Source organism: Armatimonadota bacterium, from assembly GCA_017303935.1.
Taxonomy (GTDB): Bacteria; Armatimonadota; Fimbriimonadia; order Fimbriimonadales; family Fimbriimonadaceae; genus JAFLBD01.
Genome location: JAFLBD010000001.1, coordinates 732,448 through 757,689 on the forward strand (window position 1 = coordinate 732,448; position 25,242 = coordinate 757,689).

Genomic DNA, 25,242 nt, shown 5'->3' on the forward strand with positions numbered 1-25,242 from the left:
GGTAAAACGAATTCACATGGACCGATTAGGAATATTCCTGGTAGGCGTTCTCGCAGGAGCTGTAGGCGCGCTGGCAATAAAGCGTCTGGTTGACGATAACCAGATCAGCTTGGAGTCTTTAGAAGACTCGATTACCGAGCGACTTGACGCGCTCGAAGAGAATCTGCAGCCCATTCTCAACTAACTCCCAAGATGCCACGAGATGCTTTGGTTCTCGGCGCAGGCATTGGAGGTCTTTCTGCCGCAATTCATCTCAGATTGCGCGGGTTCGATGTCAAAGTCATTGAACAGCGTTCAAAGGCAGGAGGCAAAGCTGCCCAGATTCTTGTTGGCGGCTACAAGTTCGATCCTGGCCCAAGCATCGTCATCCTGACGAGGATTTACGAAGAAGTCTTCAAGAGTGCTGGTAAGCGAATGGAGGACTATCTCCAATTCGACCGCCTCGATCCTTTTACTACGATCTACCAAGAAGGCAAAGCGCAACCGATCGACCTAAGCGCTGACGAGTCTCAACTCTTTGCCACGCTCAAAGAGATCGCGCCAGAAGACTACGAGAACTTCTGGCGGCTGATGCAAGGGCTAGAGTCGGTCGTTCCTGGCGTCGAGGATGCAATCTTTGGCAGACCGATAAACCAACCCTGGGACATGATTCATCCCGGCTTGATGAAGTTCGCCAAAGTCGTCAGCGTCCGAAAATCTGCAAAGTCCGAAATCGATCGGCTGTTTCAATCACCGCTGTTGCGAGCGTTCTTTTACGGCTTTCCTAGCTACTCTGGGCAGAGCTATCACAGCCCGTCGCCTGGCGCGTTCATGATTCCTTACTTCATGGTCCGTGAAGGCGTTTTCTGGCCCCGTGGTGGGATATCGGCGATCCCAACAGCTCTATTCAACCTAGCATCGGACTTAGGAGTGGAGTTTGAATTCGGCCAAAAGGTCACTTCAATCATGCAATTCGATAAGCGGATTTCTCGAATTCAAACCGAGAACGGATCGCATGAAGCCGGTGTAGTCATCAGCAATATGGACCGAACTATCACGCGCCGGATGCTAGGCGATCAACTCAGTCCGAAACCCAGCTATAGCTATTTCACCGTGCACCTGGGAGTTAGGCGCAAATATCCCGATCTTAAGATCCACAACCTTTTCATCCCGAATGGATTTGAACAAGGATTTGAACAGCTCTATTCCCAGAAGCAGATTCCCAATCCACCCATTGTTTACATCAACGAAACCAGCAACCACGACCCATCTACGGCACCAGAAGGCTGCTCAAACCTCTTTGCGGTGTTCACCGTTCCCGCAATTGAGCCGCATTTGGATTGGAAGGCAACGGAGTCCACTGCGGTGGAGCATCTGATCACTGAACTAGCGAAGTACGGAATCATCGTTGATCCAACCGAAATTGAAGTCACCAGGGTCCAAACCCCGATAACCTTTGAAGAGCGGGATGGGAACTATCGTGGATCGCTTTATGGCCCAGATGAGGCTCAGAGGCTCTGGGGGTTTATGCCGCAACGATGCCGCGATGAAAAGGTCAAGAACCTTTTTTACGCAGGAGGATCAGTCCAGCCTGGAGCTGGAATGCCTATGGTCACCCTCAGCGGAAAATTCGCTGCCGAATTGGCGGCCAAGGCCGCCGTTTAGTCCAGGATCTTTTTGTTGATGACTTCGCCGGTCAAGCTGACATCGTATACCAATGGGATTCCGGTCGCGAGCTCGACTTTCATAATCGAATCGCCATCCAGCTTTTCAAGCGCCATGACGATGGACCGGTTGCTATTCCCGTGAGCGACCACGAGGACATTTCGACCTTGCTTTAAGTCGCCAAAGATGCACCGATTGTAGAACGGGATAGTTCGCTCTGCCGTGTTCTTGAGTGCCTCGCCGTTTGGTGGCGGAATGTCATAACTTCGGCGCCAAATGTGGACTTGATCTTCGCCGTACATCTCCCGCATGTCATCCTTGTTCATCCCTTGCAAGTCGCCGTAGTGTCGCTCATTCAGCGCTTCGTCGCGGATGATGGGGATTGGGTTGCCCATCTCTTCCAGAATCAGAGCCAAGGTGCGCTGTGCCCGTGTAAGCGCACTCGTGTAAGCGACGTCAAACGGCATGCCCTTAAGCTTCTGTCCGGCGGCCCTCGCTTCTGATTCGCCTTGAGAGGTCAGCGGCACATCCACCCAACCCGTAAAGCGGTTTTGCAGATTCCACAAGGATTGACCGTGACGGACGAGAACGAGAGTTGGCATGGCTTCAATTTACCTAAATCAAGCGGATTCGCGGCAGAAGAGAATGTAGTCCGTTTCTGGGAAATCGGCCGTGTTTGCGGCCTGGCAAAGTCCTCGCAGATGTCCTCGGTGATAAGTCCCATGATTGATCACATGCTGCGCAATCTGCTCGAGGGTTTGAAAATGCACTTCGCCCGACCGCTCATAGCTAACAAATGCTTCTGGATCGCCGATGGTCACTAAATCGATCCATTTCGCGTTCAAGTCTTCTGCCAGGGCATCGTGCTTCGAGGCATCAACAGCGATCTCTTGTTCGTTCAGGCAACGCTCCAACCAGATTCTTTGCGCTCGAAAAACGTGATCCATGATTTCAATCGCCTCCGCAGAGAAGGGAAGGTTTGGGATCGCGGCGAGCCAGAGCCGGTTTGCCCATAGATCGTAGTTGAAGAGCTGGACAAGTTCCTGTCGGGTCATTCCCTAAAGGGTACCTTTCCAACTGTAAGTCACGGCTTTGGCTGCCGGGCGATCCATCAGCTTTCCGTCGCTCACCACGTGCTGCCCACGAAGGAAGACGTGTTCGATCTTGTTGTGGGCGTGAACGCCATCATAGGGGGTCCAGCCGCACTTCGACTGAATCCAGTTATCGGTGATGGTCCATTCCGACTTCGGATCGACAATGACCAAATCGGCATCACTGCGTTCTCGGATATACCCCTTCCTTTCGATTCCGTAGAGGGCGCAAGGGTTTTCGCAGAGCATTTTGACGAGCTTCTCAAGGGTCAATCTGCCTTGTGACACAAATTCTAATAGGATCAGCAAGATTGTCTGGACGCCCGGTATTCCGCTCGGCGATTCGGGATACGGCTTTGCCTTTTCTTCCAGCGTGTGGGGGGCATGATCGCTTCCAAACACATCGAATATCCCCGCATTTAGAGCCTCCCAAAGCCTATCTCGATGTTCTGCGGATCGTATCGGGGGATTCATTTGGAGCCGGGTGCCGAGCCGCTCGTAATCTTCTGCACAGAAGAACAGGTGTTGCGGGGTCACTTCGCAGGTTGTGCCGAGCGCGCGTGCTTTGGCGTCGGCAATCAACCGAATCTCGTCCCCTGTCGAAACATGCAAAATGTGGATTGGATGACCCGTTTTCTCGCTCAGATCAATCGCGAGTTTTGTGCTGATCACAGCGGCTTCAGCATCGCGCAAGAAGGGATGCTCGCGCGGGTGCGGTGCGTTACTGATTAGCGACTTGCGTGCACGAAGCCGCGCCTCGTCCTCTGAATGAAGTGGCGTTCGGCGTTTAGTGTTCTCAAAAACTCTCCTGAGATCGTCCGGATCGTCAACGAGTAAGGTGCCCGTCGATGAACCCATGAAAATCTTCACGCCGGGAGTTCCGGGCAACATTTCGAGTTGGGCGAGCTCGTCGATATTGCTCGTTGAGGCACCGACAAAGAACCCAAAATCTGCCCAAGACGTCGCCAGCGCGGAATCCACTTTCGCTTGAAGAGCTTCCGCGGTGGTCGTCGTTGGGTCCGTATTCGGCATCTCTAAGAATGTCGTGATGCCGCCTAATATCGCGCCGCGCGACCCAGATTCGATATCTTCTTTGTGCGTTGGACCAGGTTCGCGGAAGTGAACCTGCGTGTCGATTCCACCCGGCAATATGAGGTTGCCGGCCGCGTCGATGGTCTGGTCGCTAGTGTCCAAAGAGAGATCGCCGAGAGCGATGATCGAGCCGTTTCGCACTCCGACATCCATGATCGATTGGCCCGCACTCGACACCACCGTGCCGCCTAGAATCCGCAAGTCAAAACGCATGAAACGAGGTTTACCCGCAAATCTCGTGGGAATTTTTGGGACTAAGGGTCCTGGATTTGGAACGGGAAAGGTACAATAGGCGTTAATCTTAGTGTAGAGCACTCAAGTATCTTGATAGTGTCTCACTGAGGAGATAGAATCAGAATGGGTAGAACAGTAGGAATTGACCTTGGAACGACGAATTCGGTTGTTGCTGTGATGGAAGGCGGTGAGCCAATTGTTATCGCGACAGCAGAAGGCACCCGTACGCTCCCAAGCGTCGTAGGATTCAAGAACAACGGCGAGCGATTGGTGGGTGTGACTGCAAAACGTCAAGCAGTTGTAAACCCAGAAAACACCATCCAGAGCATTAAGCGATTCATGGGTCACAAGTTTAGTGAAGTGAGCCAAGAAGCGTCAAGAATGCCATACCGCGTGAAGCAAGATTCAAAGGGTAACTGTGTGGTTGAAGTTCCTGCGGTTGGCAAGGATTTCACTCCAGAAGAAATCAGTGCGATGATCCTTCAAAAGCTGAAGGGTGACGCTGAATCGTATCTCGGCACTTCTGTGGATCAAGCGGTGATCACCGTTCCGGCATACTTCAACGATAGCCAACGAACGGCGACCAAGAATGCTGGCGAAATCGCTGGGCTCAAGGTCTTGCGAATCATCAATGAGCCGACTGCAGCATCGCTCGCCTACGGTTTGGATAAGAAAGCGAACGAGACGATCATGGTTTTTGACCTTGGTGGTGGAACGTTCGACGTATCGGTCCTCGATGTTGGCGATGGCGTTTTCGAAGTTCGATCGAGTGCTGGCGACAGCCACTTGGGCGGCGATGACTTCGACCAAAAGATCGTGGATTGGATCGCTACGGAGTTCAAGAAAGAGCAGGGAATTGACCTATTGCAGCAGCGCGATGCGTTGCAACGACTGCGAGAAGCCGGCGAAAAGGCAAAGATCGAACTGAGTACTCAAGTCTCGACGAATATCAACTTGCCGTTTATCACCGCGGTTGATAACCAACCAAAGCACCTCGATATGACGCTCACCCGAGCAAAGTTTGAAGAGCTTTGCGCTGACTTGTTGGATCGAATTCGAAAGCCAATCGAGCAGGCTCTCGATGACGCGAAGGCAAGTACTTCGAGCATCGACGAAGTGATTCTGGTCGGTGGTTCGACACGAATCCCGATGGTGCAAGAGCTGGTTCAGAGCATGACCAGCAAGGCACCAAACAAGAGCGTCAATCCGGATGAAGCGGTCGCAATCGGCGCAGCCATTCAAGCTGGAATCCTGGGCGGCGAAGTCAAAGACATCTTGCTGCTGGACGTCACTCCGCTGAGCTTGGGTGTTGAAACCCAGGGCGGCATCTGCGACAAGATCATCGAGCGAAACACGACGATCCCTACCAAGAAGAGCCGGGTCTACACCACGGCTGTGGACAACCAACCTGAAGTGGAAATCCACATTCTTCAGGGTGAGCGACCTCTCGCACGGGATAACAAGTCCATCGGTAAGTTCAATCTCACCGGATTGCCACCAGCACCAGCTCGGATTCCGCAGATTGAAGTGACCTTCGACATCGACGCGAACGGCATCTTGCAAGTGACCGCGAAGGACAAGGCAACCAACAACGAGCAGCGAATCACAATCACCGGATCGGGCAACTTGAACCGCGAAGAAATAGATCGCATGATGAAGGAAGCCGAAGCCAACGCTGAGAAGGACAGGCAAGCGCAAGAAGCGGCTGAAGTCAAGAACGAAGCGGATCGGCTCTGCTACCAGGTCGAAAAGCAACTGCGCGACAATCCAAGCATCTTCAGCGATGCTGACAAGACCGAAGCCGAAGACAAAGTTCGAGAACTTCGCCAGGCGATTGGGACCGATGATCTCGCACAGATCAAGGCCGCTCACGAAGCACTTGAATCGGTGAGCCATCGCATCGCAGAAGAGCTGTATAAGTCAGGCAGCCAGCAGACTCAAGCTTCTGAAGAGGAAGAGCCTGTGGGTGCGGCCGCTGGCGGCGCAAAGAGCGACGGCGACGTGATCGACGCTGAGTTCAAAGAAGACAAGTAAGCACGCCAATCAGGCACAAAAAATCCCGGCAGCTCTTTGAGCCATGCCGGGATTTTGCTTTTATGGGACGAATACAGTCGCTGACTTCTTCGCTTTGAACATTGCGAAGTCGTTCTCGCGAAGTTTGCCCCAGGTCAGGCCCTTGGAGTGACCATCGCAAAACGCCGTGTTTGTGAGGGTGCCATTGTGACCAGGGGTCGGCTTTCGATTCAACCAGTTGGTGCATCCAGGAGGTGCTGGTCCGGTTCCAACCTTTCGTCCAGCGAGTTTGTAAGTATCGCAGTCAATGAATCCGCTACCCCAAATACCGCCCACGTATGGGTCGTTCTGGTCGACTGGCCAAACTTCTAGCCACGAAACCGTATTCGCGCTCTCATCGATGTCCGAATCGGTTCGGCCTGAATAGAGCCAAGTGGTCGGGCCGATGTAGGTTGTCACGCCGGTGTTCGCGTCAAATCCGTTTGCTTCCCGAGTGTGGATATTGCCAACATATTGATACGACCTTCGAAGAGCCATTTTGCGATAGTTCCCGTCGTTGAAAGGAACCGACGTCGCTGGCATTCGCGGCGTTGCGTCATCTGGGCAAGTGAAAATGTTGACCGACTTGATATACGGCAAAATCTGAATATCTGGCGAGACAAAGCTCGTGTTTCCACCATTCACAGGCGCGGAAAGCGCAGCCCAGGCCGGGTAACGCTCATCGTTATCGGTGTTGTACATCACGACAGCGAGCGCAATCTGCTTGGTGTTGTTCAGACATTGAGTCTTCTTTGCCGCCTCGCGCGCCTGCGCGAAAACCGGAAATAGAATCGCAGCAAGGATCGCAATGATCGCGATCACGACGAGCAGCTCAATCAAAGTAAAGCCTTTGTTCTTCGGCATACCGCATTCTAAATCATTTTTCCGAAAAGCGTGCAATATCGGTATTACAATCGCAAAATTTCGCTCGAGTGTTTCGCCGCGTGAGATAATGAAGCCATGAACACACGTGAATATGAAGCTTCGATTCACACCGATTTCAAGAAGGATTTGGACTATGGCGGATATCTTCGGCTAGATGAGATTTTCGCCGCTCAGATCCCACAAAGCGCGCCAGTCCATCACGACGAGATGCTGTTCATCATTCAGCATCAAACGAGCGAGCTATGGATGAAGTTGATTGTCCACGAGCTTCGAGCGGCTCTAGTTCACGTGCAAAACGATCATCTGGAGCCGTGTTTCAAAATCTTGGCTAGGGTAAAGCACATCCAGCGGATGCTTTTTGAGCAGTGGGCCGTCCTCGAAACCTTGACCCCAACCGAATACGCCCAATTCCGGTCATTCCTTGGTCGGGCAAGTGGATTCCAAAGCTACCATTACCGGCTGATCGAATACATGTTGGGCAACAAGGATCCCCAGGCAGTCAATGTCTTTGAACACAAGCCAGAAGTCAAAGCAGAGCTTGAAGCCACTCTCAATGCGCCGAGTCTCTACGACGAATTCTTGAAGCATCTCAGCCGGCGAGGATTTGATCTTCCAGCGACGTCGCTGAATCGGGACTGGTCTAAGCCCTACACCGCTACGCCAGAGCTAATCGAAGTGTTCAAACAGATCTACATGCACCCCGAAAACAATTGGGATGCTTACGAGATGTGCGAAAAGCTGGTCGATGTGGAAGAGCAGTTTGTTCTTTGGCGCTTCCGACACATGAAAACGGTGGAGAGGTTGATTGGCTTCAAAACTGGAACCGGCGGCTCTTCAGGCGTCAACTTCCTCAAGAAGGCGCTCGATATTCGATTATTCCCTGAGTTGTGGGATGTCAGGACTGAAATCAAGTGAGTGCCCTGAACGAGCAAATCATCGCACAAACCATCCGGCCTAGATTCTCGCGAGTGCTGGCTAGGGACGAGGTTTATCTGGCAAACCACTCCCTTGGGCGACCTCTTGATGTGTATCAAGAGGACGTGATTCAGGCACTTGACGCATGGCCGGACCTCATGGACGAAGCGTGGAGTCACTGGATGAAAGTGCTCAACGAATGGACTTCTGGCATTGCGCAACTCTTGCATTGGCCGGTCAGTGACGGGATCATCCCGAAGTCAAGCGCTGGTCAAGGACTGCGTGCAGTATTAAATGCGTACCCGAATCGACCCGTAAAGGTCGTCAGCACCACCTTAGAATTTGATTCGATTGACTTCGTGCTCAAGGCGTACGCCGAGCATGGCGCCGCAACAATCGACTGGGTGCACCCCTCGTCCAACGAGCAAGGGATTCCGAAGTTCACGGCGGAGGATGTGCTGAGCCGCATCGCTCCAGGCACGGACCTCGTCGTGCTGAGTCTCGTTTTCTTTACCACGGGGCAAGTGATGCCTGGGGTGCAGGAGATCATCACCAAGGCACACTCGGTTGGCGCGAAAGTAGTGCTCGATAGCTACCATGCGGCTGGCGTCATCGACTTCAACTATCCGGAAGCGGATTTCATCGTCGGTGGGAGTTACAAGTATCTACGTGGAGGACCAGGAGCCTGCTTCTTGGCCGTGAATCCGGCATGTTACAGCATGAAAACTCTGGACACCGGATGGTTCGCCAAGAAGGATCCATTCGAGTTCAAACGAGAGAATGAGCCACTGAGATCGGAAGGCGGGTGGGGATGGTATGAGTCCACTTTCTCGGTCATTCCGCTAGCTCAGGCACTGCCCGGACTCCGTTTCTTGCTCGAAGTCGGAGTGCAGAATTCGAGGGACTATAACCTGCAAACGCTCGGCAAGATTCGCGAAATCTTGGCGCAATACGGTGGGTTTGTCCCTGAGAATCCAGATGAATGGGCTGGATACGCGTTATTTGCTACGCCTGAGTTCAAAAAAGTCATCAAGCGATTCCGAGACGAGAAGATTGTGGTGGACGGACGCCAAGGATTGGTTCGGTTTGGCCCAGATATCCTCACCGGATCGGATGATCTGAACCGGCTCGCGGAAGCTGCAAGAAAGGTGCTCCATTCCTAAGCCACGACTTCGAGTGACCGCTGGAATGCGCCGGCTCTCAGTCCAACTTTTCACAGAAGAGTCGGAGCAGATTCGGTTCATTGAATCGTTAATTGACGGCGAGTCCAAGGAGCAGGCAATAATTTCTGTGCATGGCAAACCGGAAGTCCAAACCTTCCCAAAGCTGCGCCCACTGCCTTGGCAACCCGAATTCATCGTAAGGACGGTGGATGGATTCAAGCCATCCAAAACTCCCGCGTATGAGAAAGGGCATATCTACACATTTGATCTCTCGAGTGCTTTTGCGGCGAGTTTGATGCTGAACTGCGAACCGGAACCTAAGCGCATACTTGATGTGTGCTCCGCGCCAGGTGGCAAAGGAATCTGTGCATGGACCGCGTTCTTGCGCGGCAAAAAGGACGGGATGTTGGTCTGCAACGAAGTTTTGCGGAAGCGGGCCAACTTGCTCATCAGCAACATCGAGCGATGCAAGCTAGATCGGACAGAAGTGATTTCGATGGACCCGTCGGCACTTTCAAGCCGGGCGAAGGCCGCATTTGATCTCGTACTTGTGGACGCACCTTGCAGCGGGCAATCTTTGCTCAGCAAGGGTACCGACCCCGGAGATGCGTTTGACAATCGCAACATTGGGCTCTGTGTCAACCGCCAGCGCAGAATTTTGGGCTACAGCTGGGATTGCGTGGCACCGGGCGGCTATCTGCTGTATATGACGTGTACGTTCAACCGCGAAGAAAACGAGAAGGTTGTGAACTGGATGCACCGCGAGCTAGAAGGCATCCAAGGGATCGAATCTCCACGGCATGTTGATTTTAAGAGTCGATTTTCGGAGCATCCTTGTTACCGGCTCTACCCTCACCAAGGGATCGGTGCCGGTGCATTTGCCGCCTTGTTCCGAAAATCTGGCGAACTTCCTGAAAGCTATCCGACTCTCGATCTCGAACCGTTGTGGCCCGCCAGCTTCGAATGATGAGGGTCGTGAAGCATGGCTAGCTGGTTTTGCCAGTAAACAAGTTCAATTCGGCTTTGACACTCGACCGCGACTTGGAATTCATAGAGTGAGTCTTCGCCGCCGCGAATCTCCTTCATCCCAATGACAAGCCCTCTAAAGTCGTAGGTTTTGTCCGCGATTGGAAAGCTCGAAACTTTGATATCGATAGGTTTGTCTTGCTCCAGAAGAAACGGCAGTTGAATCGTCATCTTCATCAGCCCGGTCTGGACAACTGAGCCAACGGAGATGACCGACCCTTGCGAGACACTCATCTTGAGGTGCAATCCTCGGATTTCGAATTCTGGGTCTGGTGCGACGTAAGGGAAATGTGAAGGTGCCGACAGAATCGCTCGATCGTTCTCGACAGAAAGGACTTGGGAGCCGAATTCTGTTCTGAACGCCGCGTTTGATAGGGCAACTTTCAGTACCTGCCCGACGATGAACTTGCGATCGCCATAGTCTTCGATGCACAGGTGAGCGGTCGAGTCAATGGAAACCCATCCACTGATCTTTGATCGATCCAATGTGGTTATCTTCGCTTTGGTATTCGCAAACCTGTACATGGCAAGGTAGGTATCGAATCGATTGAACCGCGTTCTCCCAAAATTCGAATTCCATATTCAAATTGTGCCAATGAAGGAAGTAGGTTAAGGTTGCGCCAAATTGAGCAAGAATTCTTGCGAAAGTAGCAATCGCAGGTTGCTAGCATCACCGGAACTGAGAGAAAAAACAAAAATCCCCCTTGTTCTAAGCTAGAGAACAAGGGGGACAGCTTAGGATTTGAACTTAGCTTAGTGGTCGTGACCTTCGTCTTCCTTGACCGGAAGATCGGCGACTGCAGCTTCAGTAGTCAGCAGCAGGCCGCTAATGGAGGCCGCGTTTTGCAACGTTGTTCGAACAACCTTGGTTGGGTCGACAACACCGGTTTTCATCAAATCTTCGAAGGCAAGCGTGGAAGCGTTGAATCCGATTCCGTTGGTCTTGACCTTATCGACGATAACAGAGCCCTCGGCACCAGCGTTCTCAGCGATCGTGCGAAGCGGAGCTTCGATTGCCTTCTTGATGATGTTGAGGCCGATTTGCTGATCGCCTTCCAGGCTGGTGTTGTCCAGCACCTTTCCAGCGGTGATCAGAGCTGTTCCGCCACCAGGAACGATGCCTTCGTCCAACGCCGCGCGAGTTGCAGCAAGCGCATCTTCGATGCGAGCCTTTCGCTCCTTCAGTGCGGTTTCAGTCGCAGCTCCGACCTTGATGACGGCGACGCCGCCGCTCAACTTTGCCAATCGCTCTTGGAGCTTTTCCTTGTCGTAGTTGCTGTCGGTGGTTTCGATCTGTTGTTGAATCTGCTTCTTTCGACCTTCGATCTGAGCCGCATCGCCCTTGCCGTCAACCACGGTCGTTGAGTCCTTAGTGATCACGATCTTGCGGCAAGTGCCAAGCATTTCTGGAGTGACGCTATCGAGCTTGAGACCCAAGTCTTCGGTGATGAATTGACCGCCGGTTAGGATTGCCATGTCTTCGAGCATCGCCTTTCGTCGATCACCGAAGCCTGGAGCCTTGACGGCCGCCAGTTGGAGATTGCCTCGCAACCGGTTCAGCACCAATGTAGCAAGGCACTCATTCTCGACATCTTCTGCAACGATAATGAACGGCTTGCCCATTCGCACGACCTTCTCAAGAAGTGGCAAGAAGTCTTGGACGCTAGCAATCTTCTTCTCATAGAACAAAAGAAGAGGATCTTCGTACACGACTTCCATTCGATTAGGATCGGTGATGAAGTATGGAGAGAGGTAACCCTTGTCGAATTGCAAACCGTCGACGTGCTCGACAGTGGTCTCCATCGACTTGGCTTCTTCGACGGTGACGACGCCATCTTTGCCGACCTTGTCTATCACGCCTGCAACGAGTTCGCCCAGTTCAGCGTCGTTGGCTGAAATGGTCGCCACGTCTTTGGTGCTAGTCACTGGGATCGACATCTTGGCTAGCTCGGCGACGATCAAGCCGACAGACTTGTCGATGCCAACCTTGATTTGAGTCGCGTTGCTACCGGCAGCGACGTTTCGCGTACCTTCCTTGAAAATTGCTTGGGCAAGAACGGTTGCCGTCGTGGTGCCGTCACCTGCGAGGTCATTGGTCTTGCTGCTCACTTCACGGATGAGTTGCGCGCCCATGTTCTCGAATCGATTTTCGACTTCGATCTCCTTAGCGATGGTCACACCGTCGTTGATCACGGTTGGCGAACCAAACTTTCGCTCCAAAACTACATTGCGTCCGCGAGGGCCGAGAGTGACCTTGACTGCATTCGCCAGCTTGTCGACGCCAGCTTCGAGCATCTTGCGTGCGTCATCGCTGAACTTGAGTTCTTTAGCGCTCATCGTTACTTCGCTGCTCCTGCTGGAACTCCGTCAACAATCGCGAGAACGTCGTCTGCGCGGAGGATGATAAATTCTTCGCCACCCACGGTGACTTCCGTGCCGCCGTACTTGCCGTAAAGCACAAAGTCGCCGACCTTGATATCCATCGGCGCAATTTGACCGCTGTCCAGTTGTTTGCCTGGACCCACTGCCAACACTTCGCCTCGTTGTGGCTTTTCTTGGGCGCTGTCTGGAAGGAAGATGCCGGAGGCCGTGACCTGTTCCTTGTCAGCGCGCTTCACGATGATTCGATCATGTAATGGCTGTAGTTTCATAGATTGTCCTATTGGATGTAATGGATCATTAGGCTCTACGAATGAGCCAGAATCCTTATTAGCAGTATACCGGCGAGAGTGCCAAAATTCAACTGTTTTTAGGTTGAAATGGGTTCAAAAGTCCTACTCGGTCTTCGTCGAATCTTCCCAAACTTCTTCGGCTTCTTCTATCACGTCGGCCTCAGGCGAATCCGGTTTGTCTTGCTTTGCTTTCCAGAATCCCCACAACACAATCGCAGCGACTCCACCCCAGAAAAGCCACGTCGGAGCTTCTTGAAAATGGAACCCAAGCGGCCATGATTTGTGAAGATCATGCTCCCAGTAGTGCTCAAAGGTGTGGAGCGAGAGGTAGGATAGCTTAAGCCCAGCCCAACCCACCAGCAGGTAGGCCATCGACTCAATTGAGGGATACCGTTCAAGAAGTTTGAGGAAAACGGTTGCCGCCCAGCGCAGAGCAATGACCCCGGATAGCGCGCCAGCGTAAACCACCCAAATCTTCTCTTTATGTGGTTCTGTTGCGACCGCCACCAGAACCGAGTCAATGGCGAACGCTACGTCCGCAAGTCCGACGATAAAAACCGTCTTTTGAAACGATGCCCCGGAAACCTTGATGTCTTTTTCGGTATGGCCAGGCAAGAAATGCTTGACAGCGAGAAAGACCAAGTACAACCCGCCCAGTAATTGCGCCCACCAAAGACCGCTGAGGATGCTGGCGAACAGAATTGCAATCGCCCGGAAGATAAAGGAAAGGGCCAGTCCGATTGTAAGAGCCCGTTTTTGTTCGGTGGGGCCAAGATGCCGGACCAACAGCGCAAGGATGATCGCGTTGTCCGCTGAGAGCAGGATTTCTAGGCCAACCAGCAGCCCGATGGTGCCGAGATCACCAATTGTAAAAACTTGATTTCCAAACATGGGGATGAAGTCGAACTCTCATTCTGCCACAATTAGCATCAAATGCCGACGTATGCTTACGAGTGCCGGACCTGCGGCAAGAATTTCGAAGTTGACCAGCGAATCACGGAAGATGCTCTCACCGATTGCGATTGTGGTGCAGAAAATTCTTTAAAGCGGTTGATTCAAAAGCCGCTCGTGATCTTCAATGGCCCTGGATTCTATGTGACCGACGCGGGGTCATCGACGACAAATAGTCCTGATATTTGTACTGGGGAGCCTGCTTCTTGCCCAAGCTGCACTCCGAGCGAGTAAGATACCGATTGGCACAAGATTTGCTTGTCTATAGCTAACAAAAATGATTTCCGTACTGAATTCTTCATTTGCTCAAGCAGGACAGCTGGACGGCACCGGCCTGCTCATGCGACTCATTTTGTTTTATGCGGTCGGCGGGATCTTTTTTGTGCTCGGCTATCTGAGCCAGTTGAAGAAAGGGAAGCGATGGTCCAAGTTCGTCTTTGGCGGACTCCCGATGTTGGCCGCGGTCTTCTTCTCTTGGGAATATTTCACCTTCTCCCTAGATGATTTTCACCGAGCGACCGGAATCATGGCCGGCAACCGCGAAGTGATCTACAAGATCTCGCCGTTTGTGTCGATGGTGATGCTCGCGCTCGTCATCGTGGTCGGTATTTTCCTGGACCGAAGAGAATCGCAAAGACGAGAATTGGACTAAACTATTCCTAAGTTCCGGCGGAAGCCGAATACCTAGGAGTAGACCTCATTGGCACAAGTTCAACCAACGTCGTTTGGACCCGGCTCAGGCCTGACCACAACCGAAGCACCCTTTATCGAAAACGCCATTGCTAATGGCGAAATGTACATCGAACAACCGTACGATCTGTATTCTGAAGAGAATCACGAATCGTGGCGAAAGCTCTATGCTCGGATGCTGCCCAAGTGGGAAAAGTATGCCAATGAGCACTTCATGCGCGGGATTTCTAACTTAGCACTCGATCCAAACCGGGTTCCACGCCTGGAAGATGTCAACAAGTTTCTAGATCCCCTCACAGGATTCAAAGCCAAGGCCGTCAGTGGGTACGTTCCGGCATTCAACTTCTTCGAGAGCATTCGCAATCGAGAGTTTCCAACCACGATCACCATTCGGCGATCAGACAAGTTGGATTACTTGCCAGAGCCGGATATTTTTCACGACATCGCTGGGCATGTCCCGATGCACACCGACAAGGCGTTTGCGGACACCTTGGTTCGCTTTGGCGAATGCGCTTTGACAGCCGCACAAATCGCGCACGAGACGAAGGATCACGAAGTCAGAGCCCACCGGCTGGCAAACACGATCAAAGCCATGGCCAGGTTCTTCTGGTTCTCGATCGAATTCGGATTGATGCGTGGAAACGGTTACGACCTAAAAGTCTATGGCAGCGGTTTGCTCAGCAGCTACGGTGAGATCGAATATTGCATCGAATCCCCTGATGTCCAGCGGTATCCAATTCAGCTCGAATGGGTGATCAACCAATATTTCGAGATCGATAAGTATCAGCCACTCCTCTTCGTTGTCGATTCATTTGATCATCTGTTTTCGCTCGTCGATGAACTGGAAACTTGGATGAAAGAAGGGAAGCTGAACAATGTGGCCGGTGGCGAACCCGGGGTCAACGAGGAAGATATCGCGAGTTTCCTCGATGCAATGAAGTGAGCGCCACTTCTTGGGTTCAACCCATAACGCTGAAATCGCCTCGGCTCGAACTAAGACCGCTGTCTGTTGACGATGCAGCGGCTTTGTGTGCCATTTGTCCAATCGAAACTTTTGGTTACTTTGTCACTTTGCGGCCAAGTGAGCCAACGGTCGAAGCGTGGGAAGAGTACGTAAAAGCCCGGATCGATTCCCCAAGGACGGTTTCGTTCACCGTGGTTGCAGACGGAGAAGTCGTCGGTGAAACAGCCTACATGGACATTCGCGATGAAGCCAAAGGGCTCGAGATTGGGCTGACGTGGTACCGGCCCGAGGTACGCGGCGGATGGGTGAATCCGCTGGTAAAGTACTTGATGCTCCAACACGCGTTCGAGAAACTTGGCGCAATTCGGGTGCAGCTCAAGACGGACGGCAGAAACACTCACAGCCAATCGGCAATCAAGAAGCTCGGTGCCCAATATGAAGGCACTTTGCGAAGACACGGAATACAGACCGATGGGTACATACGCGATACGGTGATGTTCAGCATCATCGACTCCGAATGGCCTATTGTCAAACAAAATTTGGAAGAAAGACTAAATCAGTTGGACGTTCGTCCCTGATGAAGGAAGCCCTGTTGGGCTAAACTTAAAACTATGCCTGTAGAGATCTTAATGCCGGAACTTGGTGAAGGCGTTCACGAAGGAACCGTCAGCCGCTGGCTCAAAAAAGTTGGCGATACCGTCAAAGAAGACGAACCGGTCGTCGAAATCATGACGGACAAGGTCAATACAGAATTGGGCGCACCTGCTTCGGGCGTCCTACTACAGATTCTCATTCCCGAAGGCGATCCAGTCGAAGTTTTCAAGGCCATGGGACTAATTGGTGAGGCTGGCGAAGTTCCTGCCGCCGCACCTTCTGCTGACCCAGCTCCTGCGGCAAAGGCTTCGAGCGACGATGTTCCAACAATCGAAATTGCCGACTCGATGTTCTCGTCGGTAGCGAAAGACGAACCGAACCCATTGCAAGCTGGCAAGCGAACCTGGTTTAGTCCGGTCGTCCGTGCCATGCAAAAAGCCCATAACCTCAGCGATGCACAACTGAATTCGCTGGCAGGATCGGGCGCCGGTGGCCGCGTCACTAAGCGGGACGTGGAATCACTGATTGCCGGTGGTGCCAAAGGTGCCGCACCTGCCGCCGCCGCGCCAAAACTCCAAGAACCGACCAAGCCTCCGGCTCCAACCGTTGCTGGCGCAGACCAGCAACTCGTGCCACTGGTCGGTATGCGCAAGATGATTGCCGAAGCCATGGTGCGAAGTCACGCTGTACCGACCGTGAGCACCTTGAGCGAAGTCGATGTCACCAACATGGTGAACTTCCGCGCCAAGAACAAAGAGACTTTTGCCGAACAATTCGGCGTCAAGCTAACTTACACTCCGTTCTTTATCAAGGCGATCACCGAAGCTCTGATTGAATTCCCGCTTGTCAACGCGGCCCTGATGCCAGACAACAACATCGTGATGACCAAGAACGTGCATATGGGCGTCGCGGTCTCGCTCGGAAAGAATGGCGATGAAGGGCTGATCGTTCCAGTCATTCGTGACTGTAACACCAAGTCGCTGATCGATATTGCGAAGGACTTGGAAGCGATTGCGGCAAAGGCTCGCGGCAACCAATTGGGCGTCTCAGATGTTCAAGGCGGAACCTTTACGCTCACCAATCCTGGCTCGTACGGCGCTGTCCTTGGGACGCCAATGATCAACGCTCCACAAGCCGCGATCATGGGAACGTATACGATTAAGCAAGTCCCGACAATCATTGACGGGATGATCGCAATTCGATCGATCATGAACTTGGTTTTGACTTACGACCACCGAATCATCGATGGCGCGCTTGCTGGCAAGTTCCTGCAATCAGTGAAGAAGAAACTAGAGAATTTCGAGTTCTTCAAGTAAATCCAAGGTTGTCTCAGCGGCGATTTGCGCCAAAAATAAGGATTGCAAATGGCAGCTTGGCAAGGATTGATCCACAGATATCGATCTCGCATGAACATTCATGGCGAGGCGGTTTCTCTCTGCGAAGGGAACACACCACTCATTCCATGCCCGCGTCTTGCCGAATGGGCGTGTCCCGGCGCAAATCTGTACATCAAATATGAAGGGTTAAATCCGACAGGATCCTTTAAGGACCGCGGAATGACGACCGCGATCACTGAGGCAGCCCATCATGGCGCGCGAACCGTCATCTGCGCGAGTACCGGAAACACGGCCGCAAGTGCCGCCGCCTACGCCGCTCGGGCTGGCATCCACTGTGTGGTTCTCATTCCAGATGGCAAGGTCGCACTTGGAAAACTGGCCGGAGCCATGGCCTACGGCGCGCAGGTGCTCCAGATCGAAGGTTCGTTTGACTTCGCGCTCAAAATGGTACGCGATCTGACCAATGACACAGACGTTGTGCTCGTAAACTCACTCAATCCGGCCAGACTCGAAGGCCAAAAGACTGCGGCGTTTGAAGTCGTTGAGCAACTTTCAGCAGTTCCAGATTGGCTCTGCCTCCCAGTTGGCAATGCAGGAAACATCTCCGCTTACTGGATGGGATTTAACCAAATGGTGAGTGAAGGCGAATCGCGCACTCTACCCATAGTTCTCGGCGCACAGGCGGAAGGTGCCGCGCCGATTGTCTATGATCGCGTATTTGAACAACCTGAGACCCTGGCAACCGCTATCCGGATCGGCAACCCGGCAAGGTGGGATCAGGCAAACCAGGCTATCAAGGAATCAAACGGCCGAATGCTGGCGGTGACTGACGCCGAGATTATAGAAGCGTATCAAAAGGTCGCTCAATTGGAAGGAATTTTTTGCGAGCCAAGCAGTGCGGCTGGGATCGCGGGCCTTCGGAAGAATCCAGTTCAGCCGGGTGAAACTGTGGTCTGCGTGCTGACAGGCCACGGGCTGAAAGACCCCGATTCCGCATTATCAACCAGTTCAGCACCGCAGAAGATCGCAGCCGTACAGGATGAACTTCGAGGAGCGATCGGATGTTGACGGTACGAATCCCCGCGACGACCGCCAATCTTGGCCCGGGGTTTGACTGCATCGGCCTTGCGCTTGGACTCTGGAACGAATTCACGCTTGAACTTGCGGGCCAGCCAGGCGAGATTATCGTCGAGACGTCCGGCGAAGGAGCGAGCAAACTCAGTTCTGACTCCCAAAATCTTGTGGCGAAGACGATGATGGACGAGACCTGGCCGGGAATGCTCCCCACCGATTCTGGGATCAAAATCAAATGCGTGAACGGTATCCCGGTCGGAAGCGGATTAGGTTCAAGTTCTACCGCCACGCTCGCAGGATTGATCTTTGCCAGCGCACTCTCAGCGCATGCGGTGCATCGTTCCAATGCTGAAGAAACACTGACTGTCGTTCGGTCGCAACAGAACCTGGACCGTGTCTTGCGGCGGGCGATCCAGATCGAAGGGCATGGCGACAACGTTGCGCCTGCATTGCTGGGCGGCTTAGTGCTCGTGGTCAAGGACGAGGACGTCATTGTTCAGCAAGTAGAGTTCGCTGCTCAAAAAGTCGTCGTTTGCGTTCCTGATTTTCACTTTTTGACGAGTGCCGCCCGGTCAGCGATTCCAGCTGAATATTCCAGATCTCAGACGGTTTTCAATATTGGGCACGCTATGCTCGCTCTGGTCGCACTGCGAAGGGGGGATTTGTCAACTTTGAGGCGCGCGCTTAGCGACCGCATCCATGAACCCTATCGCATGCCGTTGATCCCCGGAGCGGAGCAAGTCCGTACTGCATCGCTGGCAGCCGGGGCAGAAGCAGCTTGCCTCAGCGGTGCCGGGCCAGGAATCATCGCGTTTGCAACCCAGAATCACGACCAAATTGGCAACGCCATGGTCGATGCGTTCAAAGCCGCAGGTCTCCAATCCCGATATTGGGTGCTTTCCACCATCACATCGGGCACCGAAATCATTGCGCAGTCTTAGTGCCGTAGCGGGGCTTTGCCTTCTAGTACCGCGGCCAAAATCGCATCGGAATCGACTTTCGCCGGTCTCGGAAGGGTCACCGTTTCGTCCATCGCCAACTGATAGGCATTGGCGGCCTTCAAGTTGACCAGATTCACAAAGTTGGCATAGAGTGCATGGTTCAGACCACCTGTCTTGGCGGCACGAAGTCGTGCGCTTTGCTCGGCGTAAAGCAGCATTGTGAGGTCGCTCAAGGCTCCCAGTTGAACCTGGTGAACCTGCTTTCCGAAGTTCTCGGTGCCGTAGGTTTCGATGAAGGCAGAGTACGCTTTGTTCACAAGTTCAGCGACAAACGAACCGGATTCTTGAGCGATGGTGGCCTCGCCAGAATTGACCTTTCGAACCAAGCGATCCGCCAAGAAAATTCGATTGATCTCGTTGGTGCCTTCATAGATTCGGCTGATTCGGCAATCGCGATAAATCCTGGCGACAGGGAACTCTTCCGTGAATCCATAGCCGCCATAAATCTGCACCGCTTCATCGGCGATGAATGCCTCCACCTCGGTTGAGAAGACCTTGCAGGCAGAGCACTCCACTGCAAATTCCTCGGCAGCCTTGCGGTTGCCCTCATTATTGCCGCCAAGAGTTTCGAAGGCTCGATCAATATCGGCGCCACAGCGGTAGATCATCGACTCCGCGCCGTAGAACAGGGTCGCCATATCGATGAGCTTCTTTTGGATCAGTCCGAACTGCGAAAGGCTCTTGCCAAATTGCTTTCGATCCTGTGCGTATTGAGCGGCATTGAAGAGCGCTTCTCGGGCTGGGCCCATACTCATGGAAGCAAGCTTAAATCGTCCGATGTTCAGTGCATTGAACGCAACTTGGTGGCCCTTGCCTTCTTCGTGAAGAAGGTTTTCCGCAGGCACTCTGGCATTCTCCAATACTAGTCGAGCAGTGCTGCTGCCCTTGAGCCCCATTTTGTGCTCTTCGCGAGCGATCGAGACTCCTGGGAAATCGCGCTCGACGATGAAGGCGGACACTTTCTCGCCGCCGATCTTGGCCATGACAACAAATTGATCAGCCCATTTCGCATTGCTGATCCACATTTTGGTGCCGTTTAGCACGTAGTGATCGCCTTGTAAATCGGCTCGGGTAGTCATGCTAAGAGCATCGCTACCGCTATTTGGTTCGCTAAGCGCGTACGCTCCAATCTGCTCGCCACTGGTGAGTTTCGGAAGGTATTTCTGACGTTGTTCTTCGGTGCCAAAGAGGTTGAGGCCGACTTGGCTGATTCCGCTTGTGATGCCGATCGTGACGCTAAAGGACGCGTTCAGACTGAGGAATTCGAGCATCCTTGCAGACAGGTTCTTTCTAAGTCCGAGTCCGCCGTAGGCTTCGGCAGTATCGGTACCGCAAAATCCGAGTTCACCGGCTTTGCGAACGAGTTCGGGCATCAGGCCTTCTTCTTGAGTGTCGATCCGTTCTTGAATTGGCAGGATTTCTTTTCGCGAAAAATCCTCGGCCGTTTGGATCATCAAGGCGTCATCGCCCTTGAAATCTTCAGGTACAAACGCATTCGTTGGGGTCACGCTAACAAAACTGCACCCCTTTGTGCCAGATGTCGGAACCGTTGAACTCATTTCACTATTTTATACGAGTCGATGGTGCCTAAGTTGGAACTCGCCATTATTGCCTTGAGTTGAATTCAAATTGGAGCATCGAATCAGTTGAACAATTTCCAAGATTACGAGAATCAGCTTGAAATTCCTCGATTAGTCGATTCTCGGGAGCTCTTGGCGAACGAGATCGAGAGCATCACAAACACGGTTTTCCTGCCCCACAATCCGGTGCCCGCAGAAGTGCTCTTTATCTTTGGGACGGTTCAGGCGAACTGGGATCATCTGGCAGAAATGATCTCAAACGATTGGTTCGAGAGGGTGATTCTAACCGGAAAATCGGCCCTAGGTGGTTTGAGTTTGGCGAGCCGATCGCCGAAACTATGGCTAAGCAACTGGTCTCCCGTGGGGTGGATCGTGACCGACTTTCGCTGCAGCCGCATGCTACCAACACGCTCGAAGACGTGAGCCTGAGTCTTGATTTGCTTGGAACTCCAAACAGCATTCTCTTTGCCGCAAAATCCCACCACAGCGGGCGATGCGGCCGGACACTGCGGAAGTTCTTTCCCGCAATACCGCTGACGGCGGTTACCCACAATGCCTGGTACGGAGAGGTGGTCGTGAGAGCCGAAGATTGGTACGAATCCGAAGTAGGAAAGGGTAGGGTGCTCGGAGAATTAACCCGGATTCAAACCTACGGCGCCCGCGGCGATATCGCCCAGAATCCATAGTTTTCCAGAATTTGTGGAAAAGCGATGTGGCTAACTCGGGAGTAACCTGATATTGTCAATTTCCCTAAGTGCAGACCCCTGATTTAGCTGTAACATGGACACCTATGAACGCCGTCGTCGAGAGTTTTGTTTCGCCCCATAGCTTGGAGGCAGAAATGTGTGTTCTCGGCTCGATGATGCTCAGTCCGGCGGTGATTGAACCGGTGATGGAAGCGATTACGGAGAACGACTTCTATCGTCCCGGGCACAAAACGATTTTTCAATCCATCACGAATCTTGCGATGAACGGCCGAGCGGTGGATTTGGTCACCGTGAGGCAAGATTTGTTGGAACGAGGCCAACTCCAGTTCGCGGGCGGAGTGGAGTACCTCATCCAAATCGCGGAATCTGTTCCGACTCCGGCCAACGCGGTCGATTATGCCGAGATCGTACTGGACAAGTCGATGCTCCGGAACTTGGAATCGGCCGGATATGAAATCGTTAAGCAAGTCCACGATGGGGAAGACACCACCGATGAAAAGCTGGAAAGCGCAGAGCGAACGGTATTTGAAGTGGGCAAGCGACGTCTCCGCAAGAGCTTCGTGGAACTGCGTACGGCCGCCCATGACTTCATGGAGGACGTGGACAAGCTCTATGAATCGGGCGTGCCGATTTTGGGTGCGCCATCCGGATTCTATGATCTAGATGCCATCACTGGTGGCTTGTACGAAACCGATCTTCTCATCCTCGCCGCCCGCCCCGCGATGGGTAAGACCGCCTTCGCGATGAGTATCGCAACCCACGTCGCCGCGCAAAAGAAGGGTGCCGTTGCCGTTTTCAGCCTTGAAATGGGTGCCAAACAGCTTGTGAGGCGTATGGTCGCCGGGCGAAGCCAAATGAGCATGAGCATCCTGAAGAAGCCGAATCTGAGCGGCGACGACTACGACCGCCTGGTGGATGCTTGCGAGCAGCTCTATAGCTTGCCGATCTTTATTGACGACAACTCGGATATCACTCCGTTTGAACTCCGGGCAAAAGTGCGAAGGCTGAAAGCGGAACATGGTCTTAGCTTAGTCGTGATCGACTACTTGCAACTCATGCGTAGCAACCGACGGACGGAGAACCGAGTTCAAGAAGTCGGGGAGATCGCTCGCGCGCTCAAGGGACTGGCGAAAGAGATGAATGTGCCGGTGATTGCGCTCAGTCAGCTAAGCCGCCAAGTAGAAAACCGGCCGGATAAAAGGCCGATGCTCTCAGACATTCGAGAATCAGGTTCGATTGAAGCTGAAGCCGATCTTGTCATGTTCATTTACCGCGATGCCTATTACAAGGCAAAGGAAGAAGGTGCCGACCAGCCGCAGGATTTGCCGCCGAGCCACGTCGAAGCGGCAGAGATTATCATCGCCAAGCATCGAAACGGCCCAACAGGAAAGGTCGAAGTTGGATTCCAGCCAGCCTACGCCAGGTTCGTGAATTTGAAGCGATAAACCGATTTGCCACGTCTTGTAAATCAAGATGTTAAATGGATTCTTGGCCCTACTGATTGCGCAGCAAGATACTGCGCCGACCCAAGTGGTTCCACCGGCGGTCTCGCAGTTTTCCGTGTCCAATCCGATTCGGCTTGCGATGACTCCCAAACTAGACGGAATCATTGAAGCAGAAGAGTGGGATCCGCTAGCGACGGGCGTCGACGGCACGACCTATATGCAGTGGGAACCAGGAGTTCTCTACTTCGCGGGCACGAGCCAATCGGCTTCTGGAGTTAAGATTTCGCTCGACTTGAACGGGGACGGGTGGCTCGCTGGAGATGACAATTACGAAGTCCGTTTGACTCCACAATTTTCGATGCGTCGATTAATCAACGACGCGACAACTGGTGCAAGCTGGGCAGAAGTTCCGCTCGTGGCGGATACCGTCCAACTCGCGACTGCTAACGAAGGCACCGGATTCCGTTATGAACTCCAGATTCCAGACACCGTACTGCCAAAGTTCAAATTGGGTCAGAACATTGGCGTCAGGGTTGATGCGATCGGTGATGTAAGCGCAGAACCTGCTCCATACGCACCGCGCCAAACTTCCACGGTCCGGCTCGCCATGGAGCGCGCTAGCGGGATTCCGGCTGGTCTAGAATGGGCTCCGGAGTACATCACGCGCACGGTATCGCCAGGGCAAGCGATCAAGATTCGGCTCAATTTCGTCAACAAGGGCGAAGGCAAGGTGGGGCGTATCGACTTGCGTACATCCGGTTTTGCGAGCGTCTTCACCGGGATTCAGAACCTGCCATTCCCTGAATTCGATCGAAAGGGCAGAGCGTTTGTGGATTACGACGCTCGGGTTGCAAACGGCGCACCATTTGGTTACACCGTGCTGAACGCAAGGCTCACCAATGTCGATGGAACAGAAACTTCTATTCAGTCAAGCTATCGAATCACCGATATATTAAATATTGAACCTAACTTGAAGCTTGATGGCGGAAAACCAGGCGAGCCTAGGGTGGTCAAGGGCGAGATTTTGCTCCGCTCGGCATCGGAAAACGGAATCAAGGGGAAGACGATTGTTGATGCGCCGGAAGGATGGGCTGTTCGAAAGGGCGGCGTCCAGAATTTCAGTATCTACCAATCTCGAGGTCTGGCGAGGATTCGCGTGGAACTAATCGTTCCAGCTGAATTCACCGGACTCGTGCCACTCCCAATCCGAGTTCAGGTTGGCGAGCGCGAGATCGAAAAAATCGCTTTCATAGTGATCAAATGAAGCCATTCGATATCAGTGGGTTAATTATCCCGACACTAACACCGTTCACGGACGACATGTCCACGGTGAGCGAAGTGCGGTTGGCGCGGCACGTGCGCCGGCTCACTGAATCAAACCCTGGTGGTTTGCTGACTGCGGGCGCGGTTGGAGAATTTCAATCGCTTGCGAACTCGGAGCGAAAGTCTCTGCTTGAGATAGTCATTCGCGAGTCGTCTAACGCGATTCCAGTGATCCAGAACGTTACTGCGGTCAACACGATGGGAGCGCTGGATATGGCTCAACACGCCAAGCGGCACGGTGCTAGAGCGGTGATTGTGGCGCCGCCAATGTATGGCGACTACACTCAATCAGAGCTCAAACAGCACTTCAAGACGATCGCGAACTATTGTGATTTGGGAGTGATGATCGCGGATGACCGCAACATGATTGGTCCGGAAACGCGGTCGGAACTCGAGGACCACGGTGCCATCAAGTTTGTTTCACCAATTGGTGAGATCTGCGCAGAAATTGCGACATCCGAAACTGCAAGGCCGGACGAGTTTACGTTCGGTGGAAACGCATTTTGTTCGCCGGTGGCTATTTTTGAAGCTTCAGAAGTGCGCGAAGCTTGCTCGGGCGGAAAGCGAATCGCCAAAGCATCTGCGTACGCGGCGGCGATCAAGCAATACGGCGCGAGCCGAATAGCGAAATTGATGATGCTGGAACTGGATATCGAAATCGGTCCACAACGAGTTCCGCTGCAACCACCACCGCGCGAAGCCATTTTGCACCTGGTTGCCGCGCTGCAAAGCTCAGAAAAAGTGGTCCAGGATTGAATCCCCGGAGGCAATTGGGGGCCTGGACCAATGAATGTTCTAAGTT

26 protein-coding genes are annotated in these 25,242 nt (G+C 53.0%); 17 read left to right on the top strand and 9 right to left on the bottom strand.

The features are described from left to right. Positions 1-16: 16 nt before the first annotated feature. Together J0L72_03435 and crtI are read left to right on the top strand one after the other, a co-directional pair. Positions 17-184, top strand: coding sequence for a hypothetical protein (locus J0L72_03435; GenBank protein MBN8689828.1), 168 nt, complete (start codon positions 17-19; stop codon positions 182-184). 8 nt (positions 185-192) lie between these two features. Next, positions 193-1,644, top strand: coding sequence for a phytoene desaturase (gene crtI, locus J0L72_03440; protein MBN8689829.1), 1,452 nt, complete (start codon positions 193-195; stop codon positions 1,642-1,644). Here crtI and J0L72_03445 read toward each other — a convergent pair. Genes J0L72_03445 through J0L72_03455 form a run of 3 tightly spaced genes read right to left on the bottom strand, consistent with a single transcriptional unit; the run spans position 1,641 to position 4,040 of the window. After that, the gene (locus J0L72_03445; protein ID MBN8689830.1) at positions 1,641-2,246 is read right to left on the bottom strand and encodes a 2,3-bisphosphoglycerate-dependent phosphoglycerate mutase; all 606 of its coding nucleotides are present in this window, start codon (positions 2,244-2,246) and stop codon (positions 1,641-1,643) included. The two genes, crtI and J0L72_03445, sit on opposite strands and share 4 nt — an antisense overlap. An 18-nt stretch (positions 2,247-2,264) precedes the next feature. Then, the gene (locus tag J0L72_03450; protein MBN8689831.1) at positions 2,265-2,699 is read right to left on the bottom strand and encodes a hypothetical protein; all 435 of its coding nucleotides are present in this window, start codon (positions 2,697-2,699) and stop codon (positions 2,265-2,267) included. Positions 2,700-2,702: 3 nt separating this feature from the next. After that, positions 2,703-4,040 (bottom strand): dihydroorotase, encoded by a 1,338-nt coding sequence (locus J0L72_03455; protein ID MBN8689832.1) that lies wholly within the window; start codon positions 4,038-4,040, stop codon positions 2,703-2,705. Between the two features lie 144 nt (positions 4,041-4,184). On the opposite strand from J0L72_03455, the gene dnaK reads away from it, so the two are divergent. Then, positions 4,185-6,095: a molecular chaperone DnaK gene (gene dnaK / locus J0L72_03460; GenBank protein MBN8689833.1), complete on the top strand. Its 1,911-nt coding sequence runs from the start codon at positions 4,185-4,187 to the stop codon at positions 6,093-6,095. A 60-nt stretch (positions 6,096-6,155) separates the two neighbouring features. Here dnaK and J0L72_03465 read toward each other — a convergent pair whose 3' ends face one another. Next, positions 6,156-6,977: a DUF1559 domain-containing protein gene (locus J0L72_03465; GenBank protein ID MBN8689834.1), complete on the bottom strand. Its 822-nt coding sequence runs from the start codon at positions 6,975-6,977 to the stop codon at positions 6,156-6,158. 96 nt (positions 6,978-7,073) lie between these two features. On the opposite strand from J0L72_03465, the gene J0L72_03470 reads away from it, so the two are divergent. From J0L72_03470 to J0L72_03480, 3 genes are read left to right on the top strand one after another with little or no spacing between them, the layout of a single operon-like run. Further along, positions 7,074-7,913: a tryptophan 2,3-dioxygenase gene (locus J0L72_03470; protein ID MBN8689835.1), complete on the top strand. Its 840-nt coding sequence runs from the start codon at positions 7,074-7,076 to the stop codon at positions 7,911-7,913. Then, positions 7,910-9,076, top strand: coding sequence for an aminotransferase class V-fold PLP-dependent enzyme (locus J0L72_03475; protein ID MBN8689836.1), 1,167 nt, complete (start codon positions 7,910-7,912; stop codon positions 9,074-9,076). Before J0L72_03470 ends, J0L72_03475 begins: the two co-directional genes overlap by 4 nt. A 25-nt stretch (positions 9,077-9,101) precedes the next feature. After that, entirely contained in the window at positions 9,102-10,043 is a 942-nt protein-coding gene (locus J0L72_03480; protein ID MBN8689837.1) for an RsmB/NOP family class I SAM-dependent RNA methyltransferase, read from the top strand. Here the strand turns inward: J0L72_03480 and J0L72_03485 are convergent. The 4 genes from J0L72_03485 to J0L72_03500 form a co-directional block, all read right to left on the bottom strand. Further along, positions 9,995-10,588, bottom strand: a complete 594-nt coding sequence (locus tag J0L72_03485) for a hypothetical protein (protein MBN8689838.1) — start codon at positions 10,586-10,588, stop codon at positions 9,995-9,997. The genes J0L72_03480 and J0L72_03485 overlap by 49 nt on opposite strands. Positions 10,589-10,855: 267 nt before the next feature. Next, the gene (gene groL / locus J0L72_03490; protein ID MBN8689839.1) at positions 10,856-12,439 is read right to left on the bottom strand and encodes a chaperonin GroEL; all 1,584 of its coding nucleotides are present in this window, start codon (positions 12,437-12,439) and stop codon (positions 10,856-10,858) included. Between the two features lie 2 nt (positions 12,440-12,441). Next, positions 12,442-12,753, bottom strand: a complete 312-nt coding sequence (locus J0L72_03495) for a co-chaperone GroES (protein MBN8689840.1) — start codon at positions 12,751-12,753, stop codon at positions 12,442-12,444. Between the two features lie 123 nt (positions 12,754-12,876). Next, positions 12,877-13,665, bottom strand: a complete 789-nt coding sequence (locus J0L72_03500; GenBank protein ID MBN8689841.1) for a hypothetical protein — start codon at positions 13,663-13,665, stop codon at positions 12,877-12,879. A gap of 42 nt (positions 13,666-13,707) precedes the next feature. On the opposite strand from J0L72_03500, the gene J0L72_03505 reads away from it, so the two are divergent. The 7 genes from J0L72_03505 (at position 13,708) to thrB (ending at position 19,325) form a co-directional block, all read left to right on the top strand. Further along, entirely contained in the window at positions 13,708-13,959 is a 252-nt protein-coding gene (locus J0L72_03505) for an FmdB family transcriptional regulator (protein ID MBN8689842.1), read from the top strand. A gap of 43 nt (positions 13,960-14,002) precedes the next feature. Continuing rightward, complete coding sequence (locus tag J0L72_03510; protein ID MBN8689843.1) at positions 14,003-14,377, top strand: hypothetical protein; 375 nt, start codon at positions 14,003-14,005, stop codon at positions 14,375-14,377. Positions 14,378-14,518: 141 nt separating this feature from the next. Continuing rightward, on the top strand, positions 14,519-15,358 hold the full coding sequence (locus tag J0L72_03515) for a phenylalanine 4-monooxygenase (protein ID MBN8689844.1): 840 nt from the start codon (positions 14,519-14,521) through the stop codon (positions 15,356-15,358). Then, positions 15,355-15,957, top strand: coding sequence for a GNAT family N-acetyltransferase (locus J0L72_03520; GenBank protein ID MBN8689845.1), 603 nt, complete (start codon positions 15,355-15,357; stop codon positions 15,955-15,957). Before J0L72_03515 ends, J0L72_03520 begins: the two co-directional genes overlap by 4 nt. A gap of 33 nt (positions 15,958-15,990) precedes the next feature. Next, the gene (locus J0L72_03525) at positions 15,991-17,289 is read left to right on the top strand and encodes a 2-oxo acid dehydrogenase subunit E2 (GenBank protein ID MBN8689846.1); all 1,299 of its coding nucleotides are present in this window, start codon (positions 15,991-15,993) and stop codon (positions 17,287-17,289) included. A 48-nt stretch (positions 17,290-17,337) separates the two neighbouring features. Then, the gene (locus tag J0L72_03530; protein ID MBN8689847.1) at positions 17,338-18,378 is read left to right on the top strand and encodes a threonine synthase; all 1,041 of its coding nucleotides are present in this window, start codon (positions 17,338-17,340) and stop codon (positions 18,376-18,378) included. Further along, entirely contained in the window at positions 18,372-19,325 is a 954-nt protein-coding gene (gene thrB / locus J0L72_03535; GenBank protein MBN8689848.1) for a homoserine kinase, read from the top strand. The genes J0L72_03530 and thrB overlap by 7 nt, the downstream gene beginning before the upstream one ends. Here the strand turns inward: thrB and J0L72_03540 are convergent. After that, on the bottom strand, positions 19,322-20,944 hold the full coding sequence (locus J0L72_03540; protein MBN8689849.1) for an acyl-CoA dehydrogenase family protein: 1,623 nt from the start codon (positions 20,942-20,944) through the stop codon (positions 19,322-19,324). The two genes, thrB and J0L72_03540, sit on opposite strands and share 4 nt — an antisense overlap. Before the next feature lie 359 nt (positions 20,945-21,303). On the opposite strand from J0L72_03540, the gene J0L72_03545 reads away from it, so the two are divergent. The 4 genes from J0L72_03545 to J0L72_03560 all read left to right on the top strand — a co-directional run bounded on the left by J0L72_03545 (position 21,304) and on the right by J0L72_03560 (position 25,196). Beyond that, positions 21,304-21,651, top strand: a complete 348-nt coding sequence (locus J0L72_03545) for a YdcF family protein (protein ID MBN8689850.1) — start codon at positions 21,304-21,306, stop codon at positions 21,649-21,651. 104 nt (positions 21,652-21,755) lie between these two features. Next, positions 21,756-23,117, top strand: coding sequence for a replicative DNA helicase (gene dnaB / locus J0L72_03550; GenBank protein ID MBN8689851.1), 1,362 nt, complete (start codon positions 21,756-21,758; stop codon positions 23,115-23,117). Positions 23,118-23,160: 43 nt separating this feature from the next. Further along, positions 23,161-24,381 carry a hypothetical protein gene (locus J0L72_03555; protein ID MBN8689852.1) on the top strand — a complete coding sequence of 407 codons (1,221 nt, stop codon included), beginning with the start codon at positions 23,161-23,163 and terminating at the stop codon, positions 24,379-24,381. Continuing rightward, a complete protein-coding gene (locus tag J0L72_03560) occupies positions 24,378-25,196 on the top strand; it encodes a dihydrodipicolinate synthase family protein (GenBank protein MBN8689853.1) in 819 nt (272 codons plus the stop codon). Before J0L72_03555 ends, J0L72_03560 begins: the two co-directional genes overlap by 4 nt. The last annotated feature ends 46 nt before the right edge of the window (positions 25,197-25,242 follow it).

Excerpts from the sequence above, each read along its gene's own strand:
- J0L72_03435 (MBN8689828.1), top strand. The coding sequence starts at position 17 with ATGGACCGATTAGGAATATTCCTGGTAGGCGTTCTCGCAGGAGCTGTA.
- crtI (MBN8689829.1), top strand. The coding sequence starts at position 193 with ATGCCACGAGATGCTTTGGTTCTCGGCGCAGGCATTGGAGGTCTTTCT.
- J0L72_03445 (MBN8689830.1), bottom strand. The coding sequence starts at position 2,246 with ATGCCAACTCTCGTTCTCGTCCGTCACGGTCAATCCTTGTGGAATCTG.
- J0L72_03450 (MBN8689831.1), bottom strand. The coding sequence starts at position 2,699 with ATGACCCGACAGGAACTTGTCCAGCTCTTCAACTACGATCTATGGGCA.
- J0L72_03455 (MBN8689832.1), bottom strand. The coding sequence starts at position 4,040 with ATGCGTTTTGACTTGCGGATTCTAGGCGGCACGGTGGTGTCGAGTGCG.
- dnaK (MBN8689833.1), top strand. The coding sequence starts at position 4,185 with ATGGGTAGAACAGTAGGAATTGACCTTGGAACGACGAATTCGGTTGTT.
- J0L72_03465 (MBN8689834.1), bottom strand. The coding sequence starts at position 6,977 with ATGCCGAAGAACAAAGGCTTTACTTTGATTGAGCTGCTCGTCGTGATC.
- J0L72_03470 (MBN8689835.1), top strand. The coding sequence starts at position 7,074 with ATGAACACACGTGAATATGAAGCTTCGATTCACACCGATTTCAAGAAG.
- J0L72_03480 (MBN8689837.1), top strand. The coding sequence starts at position 9,102 with ATGCGCCGGCTCTCAGTCCAACTTTTCACAGAAGAGTCGGAGCAGATT.
- groL (MBN8689839.1), bottom strand. The coding sequence starts at position 12,439 with ATGAGCGCTAAAGAACTCAAGTTCAGCGATGACGCACGCAAGATGCTC.
- J0L72_03495 (MBN8689840.1), bottom strand. The coding sequence starts at position 12,753 with ATGAAACTACAGCCATTACATGATCGAATCATCGTGAAGCGCGCTGAC.
- J0L72_03500 (MBN8689841.1), bottom strand. The coding sequence starts at position 13,665 with ATGTTTGGAAATCAAGTTTTTACAATTGGTGATCTCGGCACCATCGGG.
- J0L72_03505 (MBN8689842.1), top strand. The coding sequence starts at position 13,708 with ATGCCGACGTATGCTTACGAGTGCCGGACCTGCGGCAAGAATTTCGAA.
- J0L72_03510 (MBN8689843.1), top strand. The coding sequence starts at position 14,003 with ATGATTTCCGTACTGAATTCTTCATTTGCTCAAGCAGGACAGCTGGAC.
- J0L72_03515 (MBN8689844.1), top strand. The coding sequence starts at position 14,519 with ATGTACATCGAACAACCGTACGATCTGTATTCTGAAGAGAATCACGAA.
- J0L72_03525 (MBN8689846.1), top strand. The coding sequence starts at position 15,991 with ATGCCTGTAGAGATCTTAATGCCGGAACTTGGTGAAGGCGTTCACGAA.
- J0L72_03530 (MBN8689847.1), top strand. The coding sequence starts at position 17,338 with ATGGCAGCTTGGCAAGGATTGATCCACAGATATCGATCTCGCATGAAC.
- thrB (MBN8689848.1), top strand. The coding sequence starts at position 18,372 with ATGTTGACGGTACGAATCCCCGCGACGACCGCCAATCTTGGCCCGGGG.
- J0L72_03540 (MBN8689849.1), bottom strand. The coding sequence starts at position 20,944 with ATGAGTTCAACGGTTCCGACATCTGGCACAAAGGGGTGCAGTTTTGTT.
- J0L72_03545 (MBN8689850.1), top strand. The coding sequence starts at position 21,304 with ATGGCTAAGCAACTGGTCTCCCGTGGGGTGGATCGTGACCGACTTTCG.
- dnaB (MBN8689851.1), top strand. The coding sequence starts at position 21,756 with ATGAACGCCGTCGTCGAGAGTTTTGTTTCGCCCCATAGCTTGGAGGCA.
- J0L72_03560 (MBN8689853.1), top strand. The coding sequence starts at position 24,378 with ATGAAGCCATTCGATATCAGTGGGTTAATTATCCCGACACTAACACCG.